Consider the following 18,403-nt stretch of genomic DNA (forward strand, 5'->3'; position numbering starts at 1 on the left):
ATACACTGTTCGAGCACCCCTTGGAGGCGCGCATGGCTTTGGTTTGGAAGCAACGGCTTAGCCGTTCTGTAGTCCTCGCTGTCCTTACCGCGGGTCTTCCCGGCACGTGCGCGTTGCTGCCGCAGGTTGCCGTGGCACAGGCCGCACCTGCGGCCAACACAGACATTGCGGGCACCTGGCAAGGGACGTTGCACCTGGGCAAGGATCTCCGTGCGGTCATCAAGATTGATAAGACGACCGATGGCGCTCTGAAGTCGACCATGTGGAGCATCGACCAGAATGGCGGCCCCATCCCGGTGAAGACGACAACCTTTGTGGGTGGTGCGCTGAAGCTGGACATCGACGCGATAGGTGGAACTTACGAAGGGAAGATGTCGCCCGACAACGCCACCCTGACGGGCACGTTCACGCAGGGGGACCGGCCTACGCCGTTGATTCTGCTGCGTGCCACGCCGGAAACGGCATGGGCCATCCCTGCGCCTCCGCCGAAGATCCCGCCCATGGACCCGAAGGCGGATCCGGGCATTGAGATTGCCACCATCAAGCCCTCGCCGCCGGACGCGAAGGGAAAGAACTTCGGCGGTGCGCCACGGAAATTTCAGACGCGCAACACCACGCTGAGCGATCTGATGATGTTTGCCTTCGATGTGCAGCAGAAGCAGATCCTGAACGGGCCGGCGTGGATGGAGAGTGACCACTTCGACCTGATGCTGCAGCCGGACCTGCCGGGTGCGCCGAGTGAGGCGCAGGTGCGATCCATGATGCGCAAGCTGCTGGCGGACCGCTTCGGACTGAAGTTCCATAAGGAGCAGAAGGAAATGGCGGCCTATGTCCTGACAGTCGCCAAGTCCGGACCGAAGCTGACGAAGAGCGAGGGCGATCCGGATTCGCCGCACTCCTTCTTCTTTACGCAGTTGGGCAACTTGACCTTCCGCAATGCCACCATGGATGATTTTGCGCATGGCATGCAGTCTGCGGTCTTCGACCGTCCTGTTGTGAACAAGACAGGCGTGGAGGGCCACTTCGATGGCCGCCTCAAGTGGAATCCCGATGAGACGCAGTTCGCGGTATTCGGTGTGAAGGTTGTGCCCAGCGATGCCCCGGACGCACCACCACCCGTCTACCAGGCAATTCAGGATCAGATCGGTCTGAAACTGGACGCAACAAGAACGCAGGTCGACGTACTGGTTTTGGATCACGTTGAAAAGCCAAGCGATAACTAGGGTGAAGCAGCAACGTTGGTCGGCGATAGCATGGCGCGCATTGGGCGCCCTCGTTCTGCTGCCTGCCGCACTGGCTGGCGCGGCGGAGTATCACGGTCGCGTCTTCTTCGGCACGGTTCCGGTACCGGGTGCGACGGTCACCGCGACGCGCGATGGCAAGACGCTTTCCACCATCACGGATGAGCAGGGAATCTACCAGTTCCCCGACATCGCCGATGGCGGCTGGCATCTGCACGTGGAGATGCCGGGCTTCGGGGCGGCCGATCAGGATGTCGCCATTGCAGCCGTCACGCCCGCCGGCCGGTGGGATCTGAAACTGTTGCCACTGGCTGAGATCCTCGCCTCCGCCAGCCGTCAGCGCACCATCGTGGCGCCCGCTCTTGTGCCACGCGCTGTGGCAAAGCCAGCCGCAACCGATGCAAAAAAAGACACCCCAGGCGAGGCCCCTCCCCCTCCTCCCGATGACAACAGTGCGAAGAGCGCCGATGCCCTGCTGATCAGTGGCAGCGAGAGCAATGCGGCCACCTCGAAGTACAACCTGGCGCCGGCCTTCGGCAACCGCCGGTCGAACTCCAAGAGCCTGTACAACGGCAGCATCGGCGCAATCGTCGGGCGGTCCTTGTTCGATGCGCGGCCTTACTCGTTGACCGGCCTGCCGACACCGAAGGGCGACTACAGCCGCGTGACGGTGGCTGCAACGCTCGGCGGCCCGCTGAATATTCCGCCGTTGCTGCGCCACGGTCCGAACTTCTTCCTGGGCTATCAGTGGACACGCAACCGCGAGGCCTCCACCATTTCGGGCCTGGTGCCAACAGCAGCGCAGCGCGGTGGCGACTTGAGCGGCACGCTGGATTCAGCGGGGAATCCTGTTGCGGTTCGCGACCCCATTACGGGGAATCCCCTGACCGGTGTGCTGCCTGTCAGCGCGCAGGCGCGGGCGCTGCTGGCGCTGTATCCGCTGCCGAATCTGGCGGGAAACACGAGCTACAACTACCAGACACAGGTGCTGAACGGCACGCACGCCGACGCGCTCCAACTGCGCATGGATAAGGGCATCGGCAAGCGTGACCAGATCTATGGTGGCTTTGCCTTCCGCAGCCTGCGCGGCGACACGGAGAACCTCTTCGCCTTTCGCGATGGTACGAAGACGCTGGGTATCGATGCCAACGTGCACTGGTCGCATCGGTTTCCACACCACATCCTGCTGGATACGGGGTATCGCTTCTCCCGCCTGAGAACGGATGTGCAGCCCTACTTTGAGAATCGGCAGAATGTGTCAGGCGCCGCAGGCATCACCGGCAACGCGCAGGACCCTATGAACTATGGGCCGCCGGATCTTGTGTTCTCCAGCATCTATCCGCTCACGGATGGTGTCAGCGCCTTCAATCGCAACCGGACGGATGCACTCTCGATGCTCGCCACATGGACGCACGGCCGGCACGTGACCTCCTTCGGCGGCGACCTGCGGCGGCAGGAGTACAACCAGCTGCAGCAGTCGAATCCGCGTGGTGCCTTCACCTTCACGGGCGCCGCTACAAAGGGCGCGGCGACGACTGGCGGCTCGGACATTGCAGACTTCCTGCTGGGTGTGCCGGACACCAGCCGCGTCGCGTTTGGCAATGCGGACAAGTATTTTCGCCAGACCGTGCTCGACGGCTTTGTCTCCGACGACTGGCGTCTGAAGCCGGAGCTGACGATCAACGCAGGCATGCGTTGGGACTACGGGTCGCCGATGACGGAACTCTTCGGACGGCTGGTCAATCTCGATATCGCGCCGGGCTTCACCTCGGCGCAGCCGGTGATCGGCAGCAGCCCAACCGGGGCACTGACCGGCACGTCGTATCCGTCCTCGCTTGTGCGGCCCGACCGTCGCAAGTTCGAGCCACGAGTCTCCATCGCGCTGCGTCCCGATCCGACATCGACCATGGTGATCCGCGCAGGCTATGGCATCTACGTGGACACGTCGGTCTACCTCGCCGCCGTGCAGCAGATGGCGCAGCAGTCTCCGCTGTCCAAGAGCGTGAGTGTCAGCAACAGCAGCACCTGCCCGTTGACGCTGGCCGATGGCTTCCGTAACTGTGCCGGCACCACGGCGAGCACGTTTGCCATCGACCCAAACTTCCGCGTGGGCTATGCGCAAAGCTGGAACCTTTCCGTGCAGCGCGACCTGCCGGGATCGATGGTGGTCACCGGCACCTACAGCGGCGTGAAGGGCACGCGCGGGCCGCAGCAGTTTCTGCCGAACACGTATCCCATCGGCGGTGTGAACCCGTGCCCGCAGTGCCTGGCTGGTTATGTCTATCGCACATCGAACGGCGACTCCATCCGCCACGCAGCGCAGGTGCAGTTGCGGCGGCGTCTGCGCAGCGGCCTGGCCGCGCAGCTTGATTACACCTATGCGCGTTCCATCGATAACGATTCGGAGCTCGGCGGTGCGGGGCATCTTGTCGGCGCATCCAGCAATGACAGCAGCAGCACCAGCACCGGCACAACATCAGCGACCGCGCAGAACTGGCGCGACCTGCGTGCGGAACGCAGCAACTCCAGCTTTGACCAGCGGCACCTGCTTTCCGCGCAGGTGCAGTACACCTCCGGCATGGGCATGCATGCGGGTACGTTGATGACCGGCTGGAGCGGCCGTCTGTTGAAGGAGTGGACTGCGACGGCAACCATCTCTGCAGGCGCGGGCCTGCCGGAGACGCCGGTCTATCTTGCCGCGGTCCCGGGCACGGGCGTCACCGGAACACTGCGCGCGAATCGTAACGTTGGTGTGCCTGTGAGCCAGAACGTGAACGGCTATCACCTGAATGCCGCGGCCTACGCCACACCCGCAGCAGGGCAGTGGGGGAACGCTGGTCGCAACTCCATCACGGGGCCCAACCAGTTCTCGTTGGATGGTTCGCTCGGCCGGACCTTCCGTCTGCGCGACAAGCTGAACCTGGATGTGCGGATGGATGCGAACAACCTGTTGAATCATCCGGTCTACACCACGTGGAACAACATCACCAATAGCACCACCTTCGGCCTGCCAGCGGCTACCAATGCCATGCGCACCATGCAGCTCACGGGGAGGCTCCGCTTCTGATGCGTAAACGCCTGCTTCTATTCGCTGCTCTCCTCACTGCGCCGCTCCATGCGCAGACCATTGGCACCAATCAGCCCACGGGCAAGGACGGAACGTACACGCTCAGCGTGAAGTCGCAACTGGTGGTGGAGACGGTTGTCATCAAGGACAAGTCGGGCAAGTTCATTCCGGGACTCTCCGCGAAGGACTTCACGATCACGGAAGACGGCACGCCGCAGACGATCCGCCTCTTTGAGCACCAGTCGCTGCCGGAGGATGCGGCGCCGCTGCCGCCTCAGAGCCCTGATGACGAGAAGCTGACGCTCTACAAGACGCTGGCCCGCACGGCGATCGCATCGGAGAGCGCAAAGGGAAACAAGTACAAAGATCATCGGCTGATGGCGATGTATTTCGACATGACGGCAATGCGTCCTGAGGACCAGGAGCGCGCGCTGCTGGCTGCACAGAAGTTCATTCGTACGCAGATGACGCCCGCGGACCTGATCGCGATTCTGCGCTACAGCGGTGGGTCGGTCGATGTGTTGCAGGACTTCAGTGATGATCGCAACCGGCTGCTCAGCATTCTTGAGACGATGATCGTTGGCGAGGGGCAGGGCGACGTCGAATCCTCTGATGATGCCGGCAGCGCCGACACCGGTGCGGCCTTTGGGCAGGACTCCGGTGAGTTCAACATCTTCAACACCGATCGCCAACTCAGTGCGTTGCAGACCGCGGCGCGCATGCTTGGCGGCATGAATGAGAAGAAGTCTCTGCTGTACTTTGCCAGTGGTCTGCGATTGAACGGTAACGACAACCAGGCGCAGTTGCATGCCACGGTCGATGCCGCGGTACGAGCGGGTGTTTCGTTCTGGCCCATCGATGCGCGCGGCCTGGTCGCGATGGCGCCCATGGGAGATGCAACGCAGGGTTCGCCCGGCAATGCCGGTATGTACAGCGGCACGGCAGCGCTGGCCACCACGGATCGTTTTCAGAAGTCACAGGACACGCTCTACTCGCTGGCGGCCGATACGGGTGGCAAGGCGCTGATCGATAACAACGACCTGACACGCGGCATCGTCAATGCGCAGCATGCGGTTTCGGACTATTACATCCTCGGCTACTACACGACCAACACGGCGATGAACGGCCGCTTCCGCAAGGTGAAGATTACGGCTGACGGCGTCGCCAATGCCACGCTGGACTATCGCCAGGGCTACTACGCGGGTAAGGAGTTCGGTAAGTTCAACGGCACGGAAAAAGAGCGGCAACTGGAAGATGCGCTTGCCCTGGAAGATCCTGTCACCGACCTGACCATTGCGATGGAGGTCAACTACTTTCAGTTGAATCGCGCGGAGTATTACGTGCCCATCACCGTCAAGATTCCTGGCCGCGAACTGGCCCTCGCGAAACGGCTTGGTGGCGAACACACTCTCATCGATTTCGTCTGTGAGGTGAAGGACCTTGCGGGTGGCATGACCGTCTCCAACGTCCGTGACAATGTCAACATCAAGCTGAGCGACGCAACAGCGGCCGACCTGGCCAAGCGGCCCGTCGAGTACGACGCAGGCTTCACGCTCTCGCCCGGCCGCTACAGCATCAAGTTCCTCGCACGCGATGATGAGACGGGGCGCATCGGCACCTACCAGACCACCTTTATCATTCCGAATCTCAACAAGGTGGTCGAGCGTATTCCCATCAGCTCCGTTGTCCTGAGCAGCCAGCGCTCCGACGTGAACAGTGCCCTGTTCAATGCAGCGCACGGCAAGGAGCAGGCACGCAACGACGCAGCCAATCCGCTGGTGGAGAATGGCGCGAAGCTGATCCCGAGTGTCACGCGCGTCTTCCGCACGGACCGCGAAATGTACGTCTTTCTACAGGCGTACACGACGCCCCCTGCAACCGCCGCAGCACCAGCCCCTGCCAGCGACGCGAAGAAGGATCTTGTCGCCTACGTCACGCTCTACCGAGACGGCAAAAAGGTCTACCAGAGCCAGGGAATCGCGAGCACACCCATCCCCACCTCGCGCCTTGGCATCACGCCGCTGTCGCTCACGGTACCGTTGGGAGGCCTGACGGCCGGCGAGTACCAATGCCAGGTGACCGTGCTGGACGCCGCGGGGAATCGTGCGGCCTTCTGGCAGGGGCAGATGGCCTTGGTGAACTGATTCGACTTGTTGCTGGGCCCCTTTAATGATTTGTCATCCTGAGCGCAGCGCAGTGGCTTTCTCACCCTTCCCCAATATTTTGTCATCCTGAGCGGAGCGCAGCGCAGTCGAAGGACCTGCATTCTGCTCGCGGTAGTTAAGATGTGCGGGGAAGTCAGTCCTCACCCTCCGCGTCTTTCTTCTGATCCGCAGCGAGCGACCGCTCCATGTTCACCTGATAGCGCCTCCGAAGCTCCGCAAGCCGGCGCTCCTCCGGTGTCCACTTGTACAGTGCAACGGGTTTCCACCAACGCTCACTCAAGTCGATCCATGCGGGATTCATCCGCTCGATCAGCCAGAGCTTCTTGTCGCGTCGCCAGCCCTTCAGCTGCTTCTCGCGCGCGATGGCGGAATTCACATATTGGTAGCGTTCGTAGTACACGAGGCGATTGCAGCGGTACTTTGCTGAGTAGCCCTCGTAGGAACCCGACCTATGCTCGTGTATGCGTGGAATCAGGCGACCGGTAATGCCAACGTAGAGATTTCGGCTTCGGCTGGCAACGATATACACGAAGTAGGAGTGCTCTTTCACCCGCACATTTTAGCTGCCGTAGGCGGAATGCAGGTCCTTCGACTTCGCTGCGCTCCGCTCAGGATGACAAATTCTTGTGAGGGATGAGAGAAAGCAACTGCGCTGCGCTCAGGATGACAAGTCCCGTGAGGATGAGAGACAAGGCGGCTGCGCTCCGCTCAGGATGACAAGTCTCTTGCGGGATGACAACCTCCTAGGAGCCGTAGCGGACCGAGCTGAGATGTACATTTGCGGCCGTTTCAGCGCGAAGGAGACCTTGTCCTTCCGCAATCCACTCCGCCTGCATCCCATGGATCATGAGCAGCAGAGCCACAGATGGTTTCGTGAAGGTACGCGGGGCGCGCGAGCACAACCTGAAGAACATTGACGTCGACATCCCGCGTGATGCGCTGGTGGTCTTCACTGGTGTATCGGGATCGGGTAAGTCTTCGCTTGCCTTCGGCACACTCTATGCGGAGGCGCAGCGGCGGTACCTCGAATCTGTTTCGCCCTATGCTCGACGGCTCTTTCATCAACTCAGTGTGCCCGCGGTGGACTCCATTGACGGCTTGCCGCCCGCCGTGGCGCTGCAACAGCAGCGAGGCACACCGACGACGCGCTCTTCCGTCGGCAGCGTCACCACGCTGTCCAACCTCTTCCGCATGCTCTACTCGCGCGCCGGGCACTACCTGCAGCATCGTCCCATGCTGTACGCGGAGTCGTTCTCCTACAACCGCGTGGAAGGCGCCTGCCCCGTGTGTCATGGCCTGGGCCGCATCTACGACGTGACGGAAGAGTCGATGGTGCACGATCCGTCTCTCTCCATCCGCGAGCGTGCCGTGACCGCATGGCCCACGGCATGGCAGGGGCAGAACCTTCGCGACATCCTGGTAACGATGGGCTACGACGTGGATCGCCCATGGAAGGATCTGCCGAAGAAGGACCGGCAGTGGATCCTGTTCACGGAAGATCAGCCGTCGGTACCGGTATACGCGGGCCTGACACCGGCAGAGACGAAGCGTGCGCTGAAGGCGAAGATGGAGCCAAGCTACCAGGGCACCTTCACCAGCGCCCGTCGGTACGTCATGGAGACGTTTACCAAGTCGCAGTCCGCGATGATGAAGAAGCGCGTGTCGGCATACATGCTGAGCACGGAGTGCAGCATGTGTCATGGCAAACGGCTGCGGTCGGACGCGCTCGATGTGACCTTCGCCGGCCTCGATATCTCCGACATGGGCAACCAGCCCATGAAGAGCATTCGCGCGTTGCTGACACCCTTTGCGACCGGTAAGACGAAGGACGAGACACACACACCGGAAAAGGTTCTGGCAGCGAAGACCATCACGAAAGACATCGTCTCGCGGCTGGATGTTTTGATTGATCTCGGCCTGGGCTATCTCGCGCCGGAGCGCAGTACGCCGACCCTCTCGCCGGGCGAGTTGCAACGCCTGCGACTTGCAACGCAGTTGCACTCGAACCTTTTCGGTGTGGTCTATGTGCTTGATGAGCCATCAGCGGGACTGCATCCGTCCGACACGCGAACGCTGCTGCAGGCATTGGATTCGCTGAAGCAGGCGGGCAATTCCTTATTCGTTGTGGAGCATGAGGTCGATGTCATCGAGCACGCCGACTGGATCGTGGATGTGGGGCCGCGCGCCGGAACGAACGGCGGTGAGATCCTCTACAGCGGCAAGCCCGAAGGTCTGACGCATGTGAAGAACTCCGAGACGGCGAAGTATGTCTTTGGCCGTTTCCATGCAACGCCGCGTACAACGCGCGAGCCTGCTGGGTGGCTGCGGCTTGAAGGGGTGACGCGCAACAATCTTGAAGCGCTGGATGTGGCGTTGCCGCTGGGGATCTTCACCTCTGTCACCGGCGTCTCGGGCTCCGGGAAGTCCACGCTGATCAGCCAGGCTCTGGTTGAGTTCATGAGTGAGCATCTTGGCCAGTCGATCGATACGCCTGAGCCTGACGATGATCCCTCGGCAGAGCCCGTGCCGATCACAACGGGAGGTCGACTCGCGGGCGGCCAGGAGAGGATTCGCCGGCTGGTGCAGGTCGATCAGAAGCCCATCGGCCGCACGCCGCGCTCGAACATGGCGACGTATACGGGCCTGTTCGATCACGTGCGTAAGCTCTTCGCAGCAACGCCGATGGCGCGCACGCGCCGCTACGATGCTGGACGTTTTTCCTTCAATGTCGCGAAGGGCCGCTGCGAGACTTGCCAGGGCGAAGGCTTCGTCTGTGTTGAGCTGCTGTTCCTGCCAAGCGTCTACTCACCGTGTCCCACATGCAATGGTGCCCGCTTCAACGCGAAGACGCTCGAAGTCATCCTGCGCGGCAAGACGATCGCCGATGTCCTTGGTATGACCGTCGAATCGGCGCATGCCTTCTTCAAGGAAGACACGACCATTGAGCGCGCGTTGCGGATCCTGCTTGAAGTTGGCCTTGGCTACCTGCGACTGGGACAGCCCGCGACGGAACTCTCCGGCGGCGAGGCGCAACGCATCAAGCTGGCGACGGAACTGCAGCGACCACAGCGTGGCGATACGCTGTACGTACTGGACGAGCCGACAACGGGACTTCATCCATCGGACGTGGAACGGCTGATGAAGCAGCTTGACGGCCTGGTGGATGCAGGCAACACGGTCGTTGTCGTCGAGCATGACATGCACGTGGTGGCCAGCAGTGATTGGGTCATCGATATCGGTCCGGGCGCAGGGGATGAGGGTGGCAAAGTTGTCGTTGCCGGAACGCCCGCGCATGTGGCCGCACACAAGGGTGGCAGGACAGCGCCGTTTCTGGCGAAGTTCAGGGACGGATAGAACGGCAAGCGCAACCTGTGACTCTTAGCCTCAACATGACGCGACACGGTGCAGGGCAATGACTTGTAAGCGATGCCGTGTGCGGATGCGTGAAATCACAGGCCACATCTTCCACGGCAGGCGGAAGTTCCGGTGCCCGAAGTGCAATCGCGCCAAGATGAAGAAGCCCCAAAACTCCAGGAAGCGCGAGAAGAGGGCGCGTCCTCTGGATACTTGACGCTTACGCCACAACCTCAAACGGCCGCATCATGTCATTGGCCTCGTGTTCCAGAATGTGGCAGTGGTACAGGTACTTTCCGATATAGCCTTCGAACTTCATGATGACGCGGGTCACGGTGCGCGGCGGGCATTGCACCGTGTCTTTCCAGCCCATCTCATGCGCTGCGGGCTTCTCGGCATCGGCGATGTAGACGCGCTTTTTGTTCATCAGCAGTTCCGTCAGGTCGAAGGGCTGACGGTCCAGCACCTGGAAGCGCACCAGGTGAATGTGCATGGGATGGGTGTCTTCGGTAAGGTTCACAAACTCCCAGATCTCCGTGCTGTTGAGCTTCGGCTTCTCCGTGGTCGGCTCATGCCAATGCTTGCGATTGAGCAGCATCACCATCGTCTGTTCGTACTGATCTTTGTAGTCATGCAGGGTGATGGTGCGGGTCTGCACCGCTTCCTGCTCGCGGATTCGTACGACCGGTGGAAGCGCTGGGGGCGCGACGTTGTTTGCCGTGGAGGTCGCGTGCGCGGCAACGCGAAACTGCAGCATGTCCTGTGCGCCGGTACGCATCTGCACGTTCTGTCCGGCCATCCTGCTGAAGTCGATCAGGATGTCGGCACGTTCGGCACAGCCCAGGATCAGCCGTTGCTGTTTCACCGGTGAGGGCAGCAGGCCCTGGTCGCTGCCAATCTGCGTGAAGGTCGCATTGCCTGAGAGCGACAGCACGTAAAAACGGCTGTTGGCCGTATTGACGATGCGGAAGCGATAGAGCCGTGGCTCCACCTCGAGGTACGGCTTGATCCTGCCATTCACCATCAGGCCGTCCGCGTAGAACTCTGAGACCCAAGGGCTGTTGGCATCACCGCTGGTGCCGTAGAAGAGCTGACCATCCTGGCTGAAGTTGCGGTCATAAAGGACGAGCGGCACCTCGTACTTTCCCTTCGGCAGGTTCAGCGCGTCTTCTTTTTCGTCGCGCAGCAGCAGCATGCCAACCAGGCCAGCATAGGTGTTGAGACGGTTCAATCCCATGGCGTGATCGTGATACCAAAGCGTTGCTGCCTCCTGCTGCATGGGGTAGATGCAGGTGCGGCTGCCGCCCACAGGAAACCAGTCCTCCGGATAACCGTCGTACTTCGACGGCACCTTCGCGCCATGAAGATGAGCCACGGTGCGGACCTGCGGCACATCGTGTCCGCTGCCATGAAGCGAGTAGTCAATGGGAAGAAAGTGTTGCTGTGGGAGCTGGTTCACCCAGGTGATCTCGATCGGCTGGTGTGCGCGCGCTTCAATCACGGGCGCCATCGCGTCCGGGCCGTAGCTCCACATGCGCGTGGTCGGTACATCGCGATGGACCTTCGCGTGGATCTCGCGCATGGTGACGGTCAGCCGATGATGCGGGCCGCCGGGTCGAATGATCTCGGGCAGTGGCAGGGGGTCGACAAATGGTGCGAGCTGCAGTGTATGCAGCATGGGTACGTTCGCTGCCTGGTTGACGGGTGCGGCTGTCCTGGAGATGCCGCCCATCTTCATGCCGGGCATCGCCTGCGCGATTGCGCGTTCCGTTCCGTAAAGCAGACCGAGGGCTGCGGCCTGTTCCAGAAAAGCGCGACGCGACTGTGGCAAGAAGAACTCCGATGCTTGGGGGCAAGAAAAGACCACGCACAGTCTCCTATGCGTGGTCCGATCGTATGACGGTTTGGTGAAAGCCCAGTGAAATGGCGTTAGTTGCCGCTGGTAACCTTGCCCGTTGCTGGATCCAGCGTGACGACCGCGGCGTTGGGTGCTGCGGCGCCGTTGCTGAAGTCGAACATGCCCAGCAGCGAGCCAGCCATGCTGTCGAACGAACCGTTGCCGATGCGAGTGCCACCAAGGAAGGTGTCTTCGATGAAGCGTGTGATGGAGCTCTGATCGGTCAACGTGTCGTCCACATAGTTCTTCTTTGCCCAGGGAGAGATGACCAGCAGCGGCTGACGAGTACCGTAACCGCAGCGGCCCTGTGCCGCCGGCTTGCCATCGGCACCAGCGAGAGCAGCCTTGGCAGCGGTTGCGCTGATGCAGGTGCTTGCGCCGTTGATCTTGTCTGCGATGGTTGCCGAACCATTGATCAGGGCGTTCGCATGGTCATACCAACCATCCGAGTCGTCGTACGCGATGATGATCGCGGTTGAAGACCAGAAGCTCGACTTCTGGATTGCGTTGATCATGTTCACCGTGAAGGTTTGCTCGTCCAGCGGATTGCTGTTGCCGGCGTGTGCGTCCTGAAACTTTGGCGCTTTCAGGAAGCTGACAGCGGGCAGATTGCCTGCAGCGAGCGCATCGGTGAAGTCATGTGTGTCGTACTGGTGGTTCGCTGCGTCCGTGGTGCCGATGGCGGCAACGCTGGTGGGACGCAAGTGCTGCAGATTCGCCGTGCTGGCGTAGTACTGGAACGGCTGGTGATGAGGCACGTAGTCAGGCTGGGCCGCGGTGACGCCCGACTTCGTCAGCGTGGTGGAGGTGCTCGAACGGCCGCAACCCGTAGTGCTGTTGCTGTTGGTGACGCTTAGGTCAAAGCCGCCTTCAAAGAAACCCCACGTGAGGCCCTTGGCATTCAGCAGGTCACCAATGTTCTTACCGGACATGCTGCCCTGCGCCGAGGAGGTGCTGCACACATCGCCGAAGGGATCGATATCGGCGATCAGGGTCGTTCCACCATTGCCGTCCGGGACGACGTTAGAGCCTGTGACCAGGCCCACACCGTTGATGACGCCGTTCGTCTGACCGCTGACCAGGTTGATGGCGCCGGGCGTCGATGGTCCGAAGTTTGTTGAGAACGAGTTGTCGTTCATCGCATAGTGCTGCGCGTAGTTCCACATGCCGGTGACGGTGTTGCCATCGAAGTAGGCCATGGTGAGCGCCTTGGTCGCAGCGACAGCCGATGCTCCCGTTGCGGTCGCGATCGTCGAACTGTCGGCCGTGCCCACGCTCAAGGGGAACTGGTCCATCTTGCCGCCGTTGTAGGCTGCCTGTTCGTCCGGATAATTGTGGTCCTGCGATGCGGTCACAGCCTGGCCGGGCGCGAGCCGAAAAGGATTGCTCGCAGCGGCGCCGTTAGCGACGCTCATGTTCGGGTTCGACGTCAGCAGGCCGGGATACTTCACGTAGTTGTTCGTGGTCGTCGGCGTGCCGGTCGCTGCCGTGAAGTTTGTCTCGCCGGGCAGATTCAGTGCATTGGGGTAGGTGCCAAAGTAGTGATCGAACGAGATGTTCTCACCGAAGATGACCACCACATGCTTGATCGCTGCAGAGCTGGTGGTCGCGACGATGGGGGCGTTCAAGGACGGCAGAGGAGTCGTGGCGCATCCAGTCACGAAAATCGAGGACAGCAACAACGACGCGCAGGCTTTACGAACCATGGGGAGTTCCTTCCCGGCTGGGATTAGGGTGTGTTCTTGTCCCTCCATAGTGGTGGCAGTGCTGCTGAGAATGATGAAACGCAGGTCAACGCGCGATGAATCCCTTGAGTCGATCGAACTACTTTCCGATGCAGAAGCTGGAGAAGATCAGGTTCAACACATCGTCCGCGGTAGTCTGTCCGGTCAGTTCATCCAGTGCCCGCAGGGCTTCATACACGTCCAGCAGAATCATCTCGTGCGGCAGCTCTCGGATCGCTGCAGACCGCGCCATTGCTAGCGATGACGCAGCGTTGGCGACGGCATTTCGCTGCCGCAGGTTGGTGAGCGTGGCGCCACCATCGCCCGTCTGAGCACTGCCGCGCGCAAGCGAAAGAATACCCGCGCGCAAGGCCTCAACACCCTCGCCGCTGACTGCCGAGACCCAAATGGTCTGGCGCGTAAAGTCGCTCCGCTGGTTTGTCCAGGAAACCTCGTCAGGCAGCCTCTCGCGCAGCAGGTCGATCTTGTTGCGCACCTCGATCACAGGCCGCCCGAGCAGGGACTCCTTCAGCGATACCTCTTCATCCGTCTCCGCCGCGGTAGCGTCGACCACCAGCAGAACAGCGTCGGCGTCCGCAATGGTCTGGCGCGAGCGCGCGACACCCATGCTCTCTGCCTCGTCGACCGTCTCCCGGAGGCCGGCCGTGTCCAGCAACTCCACCGGCACGCCTTCCATGCTGATGTGCTCGGAGATGACATCGCGCGTGGTGCCCGGGGTCGCCGTCACGATCGCACGATCCCGCTCGACCAGCCGATTAAAGAGGGAACTCTTACCGGCATTGGGACGACCAACGATCGCCAGTCGCAGACCCTCACGCATGAGCCGCCCGTGCGCGAAGCTTGTAAGCAGGGTGTTCAGAGAAGTCTCGATGGCTGCGATGGGCGCATCGATCTCTGCCGCAGACAGGGTGTCGAGGTCGTCTTCGGCGAAGTCGATGCCTGCTTCAAGCGCCGCGATGAGGGAGATGAGCGCATCTTTCGCAGGCCGTATTGCCGTGGCAATGCTGCCACCCATCTGCTGTGCTGCCAGCTTCGCCTGACCCAGTGTCTGCGCATCGATGAGGTCGCGTACGGCCTCTGCTTCGGTCAGGTCGAGGCGACCGCGAAGAAAGGCTCTCTCGGTGAATTCTCCGGGCCTTGCAGGCTGTGCGCCGCGATCGACGCAGGCGCGCACCAGCCAGTCCAGGACCACTGGCGCACCGTGCGTCGCGATCTCCACGAGATCCTCACCGGTGTAACTGTGCGGTGCTTTGAAGAAAGTGATGAGCGCATCGTCGACGCGGGCTCCGCTCTCGTCGCGGAGGATGGCGTACTGGGCCAGGCGGGGGGTGTTTGTGTTGATGGATGGTACGAGGTTTTGGGCGATCGTGATTGCTGCCGGGCCGGAGAGACGCACGATGCCGATGCCGCCGCGTCCTGCGGGAGTGGCGATGGCGACGATGGAGGTGTCGTCCAGCAGGGTGGCGGCTGTCATGGGTTGATTCTATGGATTTGTGGGAGGGGTCGCGCTTTCGCGCTGGTCCCATGTTTCAGAAGCGAGACATGGGGCACCCGGGGTTAGTGGCTGGAAGGTGCTGGGGGCGGCGGGACGGGATCCCGGCACATTTTGTCACAGCCAGCGGAATGCAGGTCCTTCGACTTCGCTGCGCTTCGCTCAGGATGACAGCGCTGTGAGAGGGAGCAGTGTTCCGAGCGAGGAGCAGTGGCCAGAAAAGGGGATGTAAGCGATGCCCGGCCCGAAGCCGGGCTATCATTGCATCTCCCAGCAGCACGGACACGCGCGAAGCGTGTTGAGAACGGTGCGAAGCACTTAGCGCCGGCGGAAGCGTTCGCGGATTTTGTTGGCTCGCTCGTCGCTCTCGCGGCTGCGCCAGTTTTCCGGGTACAGGACCACGAAGCGGGTCGGGCCTTCACCGCTGGACTCGGTCCGCATGCCCTCTGCACCCTTCAAGGCCAGGTGCAGCATACGGCGTTCCCGGCTGCTCATGGGGTCGAAGGAATAGGGGCGGCCACTGGTCTTGACGGCAGCGATGCCTTCCTTTGCGGTGTTCAACAACTCGCGATTGCGTGCGGCCTTGAAACCGTTCGCGTCGAACGAGATGCGGTCATGCTCTTCCGGCTCAAGGCGCAGGATCTTTGCGCAAATGTGTTCCAGTGCACGCAGCACCTCGCCATCGCGAGCGGTCAGCAGATCGGCATCGGGGCCGCTCAGCTCCACGTAGATCACGCGGTCTTCCAGGCCATCCGGATCGGCCGCGCCGGCCCCGGCAGTGATGCGGAAGCGAAGCTTCATGCCACCCGTGGTGGTCAGCATTTTCAGGAAGTCTTGGGTCTGCTGTGCTGCCGTCTTCAGGTCTTGCATACTGCTCTCCCGGGATCGCCTCCGCCCCTGCGGTTGTCGTCCGTTACGCGGTGGCTTCGTTGCAATACACACCGGCTGCAACGTGGGTTGCAGCCGGTGGCGTTCTGTTGATTATCGCTTGCCCTGGATGGTCTTGGCCTGCGGTGCGCCCACCTTGCGACGAGCGCGCTTGGCGGCAAGTTCCCGCATCTCACGGCCTTCCTTCGTTTGGTTCATGCCAAACTGCGCTGCCACCATCATCAGGTTGCCAACGCACCAGTACAGAGCCAGACCGGAGGAGTAGTTCCAGGTGATGAAGCCGGAGAAGACCGGCATCATGAAGGCCATCATCTTCTGCTGCTGCGGATCCATACCCGGTGCCGGCATATAGAACTGCGTCAGGAACTGCGACAGCACCATGATGACGGGCAGCACGTGATATGGGTCGGCGGCCGTCAGATCATGCAGCCAGAACCAATGCGCCTCGCGCAGTTCGACCACCTTGGGCAGCATGCCCAGCATGGCAAACAGCAGCGGGAAGGTCAGCAGCGTGGGAACGCATCCGCCCAGCATGTTGACGCCATTGTCCTTCTGCAGCGCCTGGATCTCGACGTTCATGTCGGCGCGCTTCGGGTCGGTCAGCTTGTACTTTGCATACTTCGCCTTGATGGCGTCCATCTGCGGCTGGATGCGCTGCATCTTCAGGCCGCTCTTCAGGCTCTGATAGCGGAAGGGCAGCAGCACCAGGTTGACCACAACGGTCAACGTAACGATGGCCCAGCCCCAGTTGCTGGCGAAGTGGTCGTGAATCCAGTTCAGGAACCAGAAGAGGAACTTCGCGATGGGGCCCCAGAAGCCAAAGTCCACGACCGGTTCCAGCGTGGCAGACGAACCGCTGACGGCAATGCCCTTCAGCACTTCGACCGACTTGGGACCGGCATAGATGCGCGTCGAGGTGGCGCCATTGGTATCGCCTACGGCAATACCGACAACCGGCACGTCAACCGGCTTGCCACTGCTCTTGCCGTCTTTCTGAAGCTTGGCGACGTCGATGGTGTTGTGCAGCGTTACCGCGGTGGCGGAGCCTGCCATGTCCGGCAGGAACATCGCGGCGAAGTAGCCATCGGAGGTGCCGGCATAGTCCAGCGGACTGTTGAGGGTCTCGCCGCCGCTGACCTTCTTGAAGTCGGTGTGCTCGGCCTTGCCATCACGCATGGTCTCAATGCGCGATCCGTTGTAGTCCAGCACCTGGTCCTGATCGCCAAAGCCAGCGGGCCACGCCAGCAGCGCGCGTACGGGCGCGCCGTTGATCTTGACGCTGGTCTGGGCCTTCAACACATAGGTGCTGTCAAAGGTGAAGGTCTTGGTCGCTTCCACATTGCCCTGTACGAAATGGAAAGTCAGCGTCTGCGGCGCGGTGAGCGAGCCCGTCGCGCTGGGCACGAACATCGCGGCGCGAAGGCCGTTGGTCACGTTGCTGTCATAGGTGTAGAGCGACAGCGGGAAGCCGTACTGTTTGCTGGCCGCAGCGTTCACCAGGTCCAGCGGCGCGCCGTAGCGGTCGTGGAACTTCTTCAGAATCCAGCTGCGCACCTCGGCGCCGCGATTGCTGAAGGTGATCTTGTAGAGCTCGTTCTCGACGGTCGTCGTCGACTCTGCGGTAGCCGCAACGGCTGGCACGGGAGTAGCACTGGCAGCAGGCTGCTGAACGGCGTTCGCGTTGAACTGTGCGGTCTGGCCCGTTGGTGCGCTCTGCGGAGCCGAGCTCTGCGTCTGCGTCGTGGGCGGCTGCAGCGGCTGTTTCTGCTTGCTGCGGTAAAACTGCAGCCCGGCAAACACGCCAAGCATCACGACCATCATGACAAGGAAGGAGGTATTGCTGGTACCGCCTCCTCCTTGATTGGGGTTCTTAATCTCTGCCACGGTTTCCTTGTCTACAGGCGCAGCCCTGCCACGCCGGATTTATCCATCTCCCATGATAAATGGCACGGGAAACGGGCTCGTGAAAGTAAATGGGCTGAGCCGTGCTTTAGTGTGATGCAGTCTGCGGCGGGTAGATGAGGTCGGAGGGGCGGTAGCCGCTTGCTTCCAGCTGCCGATGGATCGTTCGCAGCGTGTCGGCGGGGAGTGCAGGGGTGCGCGAGAGGATCCAACCGTATTTCCGGCTGGGCTCGCCGACGATTGCCCAGCGATACTGCGGGTCGAGGCCAATGACCCAGTAGTCGCCATAGAACGGCCAGAAGAACGTGACCTTGAGCTTCGCGCCGGTGGTCCTGTCTACTACCTTCGCTTTGCCTTTGGCGATCTTAATCGAGCCATCTGCCTGAGTGCAGGCGTTCCGGACGGAGATCTCCGTGCCACTCATTGCGTACTCGGCCGTCACATCGCGGACGCACTTCTTCTCGAATCGATTGGGAATGCGCGCGATCTCGTACCAGCGGCCCAGGTAGCGCTGCAGGTCGACGCGATCCACTGTCCTCAGCGGCGTCTGGGCACGCCCTGAAGTACTTAGCGCGATGGCGAGCGCAGCAAACGATCGCAACAGCTTCATGGATTCCCTCCGGTACGGGGCGGTTACGGCCCTTTGTCTTCA

General features: G+C 61.5%; 11 protein-coding genes. 4 read left to right on the forward strand and 7 right to left on the reverse strand.

What is annotated here, in order from left to right:
* Nucleotides 1-32 precede the first annotated feature (32 nt).
* The 3 genes from BLW03_RS11215 to BLW03_RS11225 are packed head-to-tail and all read left to right on the forward strand — an operon-like array spanning nt 33 to nt 6,452.
* Entirely contained in the window at nt 33-1,223 is a 1,191-nt protein-coding gene (locus tag BLW03_RS11215; RefSeq protein WP_083350477.1) for a TIGR03435 family protein, read from the forward strand.
* A gap of 40 nt (nt 1,224-1,263) precedes the next feature.
* On the forward strand, nt 1,264-4,308 hold the full coding sequence (locus BLW03_RS11220) for a carboxypeptidase-like regulatory domain-containing protein (protein WP_083350478.1): 3,045 nt from the start codon (nt 1,264-1,266) through the stop codon (nt 4,306-4,308).
* The gene (locus BLW03_RS11225) at nt 4,308-6,452 is read left to right on the forward strand and encodes a VWA domain-containing protein (RefSeq protein WP_074654099.1); all 2,145 of its coding nucleotides are present in this window, start codon (nt 4,308-4,310) and stop codon (nt 6,450-6,452) included. Before BLW03_RS11220 ends, BLW03_RS11225 begins: the two co-directional genes overlap by 1 nt.
* Nucleotides 6,453-6,606: 154 nt before the next feature.
* Here BLW03_RS11225 and BLW03_RS11230 read toward each other — a convergent pair whose 3' ends face one another.
* Nucleotides 6,607-7,023, reverse strand: coding sequence for a GIY-YIG nuclease family protein (locus BLW03_RS11230; protein ID WP_244502051.1), 417 nt, complete (start codon nt 7,021-7,023; stop codon nt 6,607-6,609).
* Between the two features lie 296 nt (nt 7,024-7,319).
* Between BLW03_RS11230 and uvrA the strand changes: the two genes are divergently transcribed.
* Nucleotides 7,320-9,827: an excinuclease ABC subunit UvrA gene (gene uvrA, locus BLW03_RS11235; protein ID WP_074654103.1), complete on the forward strand. Its 2,508-nt coding sequence runs from the start codon at nt 7,320-7,322 to the stop codon at nt 9,825-9,827.
* 220 nt (nt 9,828-10,047) lie between these two features.
* Here the strand turns inward: uvrA and BLW03_RS11240 are convergent, their stop codons facing one another.
* The 6 genes from BLW03_RS11240 to BLW03_RS11265 all read right to left on the reverse strand — a co-directional run bounded on the left by BLW03_RS11240 (nt 10,048) and on the right by BLW03_RS11265 (nt 18,361).
* Nucleotides 10,048-11,658, reverse strand: a complete 1,611-nt coding sequence (locus BLW03_RS11240) for a multicopper oxidase family protein (RefSeq protein ID WP_074655950.1) — start codon at nt 11,656-11,658, stop codon at nt 10,048-10,050.
* Between the two features lie 98 nt (nt 11,659-11,756).
* Complete coding sequence (locus BLW03_RS11245; RefSeq protein WP_074654105.1) at nt 11,757-13,430, reverse strand: phospholipase C; 1,674 nt, start codon at nt 13,428-13,430, stop codon at nt 11,757-11,759.
* Between the two features lie 118 nt (nt 13,431-13,548).
* On the reverse strand, nt 13,549-14,943 hold the full coding sequence (gene mnmE / locus BLW03_RS11250; protein WP_074654107.1) for a tRNA uridine-5-carboxymethylaminomethyl(34) synthesis GTPase MnmE: 1,395 nt from the start codon (nt 14,941-14,943) through the stop codon (nt 13,549-13,551).
* Between the two features lie 336 nt (nt 14,944-15,279).
* Nucleotides 15,280-15,831, reverse strand: a complete 552-nt coding sequence (locus BLW03_RS11255; RefSeq protein ID WP_074654108.1) for a Jag family protein — start codon at nt 15,829-15,831, stop codon at nt 15,280-15,282.
* Nucleotides 15,832-15,942: 111 nt separating this feature from the next.
* Complete coding sequence (gene yidC / locus BLW03_RS11260; protein WP_074654110.1) at nt 15,943-17,733, reverse strand: membrane protein insertase YidC; 1,791 nt, start codon at nt 17,731-17,733, stop codon at nt 15,943-15,945.
* A 106-nt stretch (nt 17,734-17,839) separates the two neighbouring features.
* Nucleotides 17,840-18,361 carry a lipocalin family protein gene (locus BLW03_RS11265; RefSeq protein WP_083350479.1) on the reverse strand — a complete coding sequence of 174 codons (522 nt, stop codon included), beginning with the start codon at nt 18,359-18,361 and terminating at the stop codon, nt 17,840-17,842.
* Between the last annotated feature and the right edge of the window lie 42 nt (nt 18,362-18,403).

The sequence above is a fragment of the Terriglobus roseus genome (assembly GCF_900105625.1).
GTDB classification, from domain to species: domain Bacteria; phylum Acidobacteriota; class Terriglobia; order Terriglobales; family Acidobacteriaceae; genus Terriglobus; species Terriglobus roseus_B.

Coding starts and splice junctions, on each gene's coding strand:
- BLW03_RS11215 (WP_083350477.1), top strand. CDS start 33: ATGGCTTTGGTTTGGAAGCAACGGCTTAGCCGTTCTGTAGTCCTCGCT.
- BLW03_RS11225 (WP_074654099.1), top strand. CDS start 4,308: ATGCGTAAACGCCTGCTTCTATTCGCTGCTCTCCTCACTGCGCCGCTC.
- uvrA (WP_074654103.1), top strand. CDS start 7,320: ATGAGCAGCAGAGCCACAGATGGTTTCGTGAAGGTACGCGGGGCGCGC.
- BLW03_RS11245 (WP_074654105.1), bottom strand. CDS start 13,430: ATGGTTCGTAAAGCCTGCGCGTCGTTGTTGCTGTCCTCGATTTTCGTG.
- mnmE (WP_074654107.1), bottom strand. CDS start 14,943: ATGACAGCCGCCACCCTGCTGGACGACACCTCCATCGTCGCCATCGCC.
- BLW03_RS11255 (WP_074654108.1), bottom strand. CDS start 15,831: ATGCAAGACCTGAAGACGGCAGCACAGCAGACCCAAGACTTCCTGAAA.
- BLW03_RS11265 (WP_083350479.1), bottom strand. CDS start 18,361: ATGAAGCTGTTGCGATCGTTTGCTGCGCTCGCCATCGCGCTAAGTACT.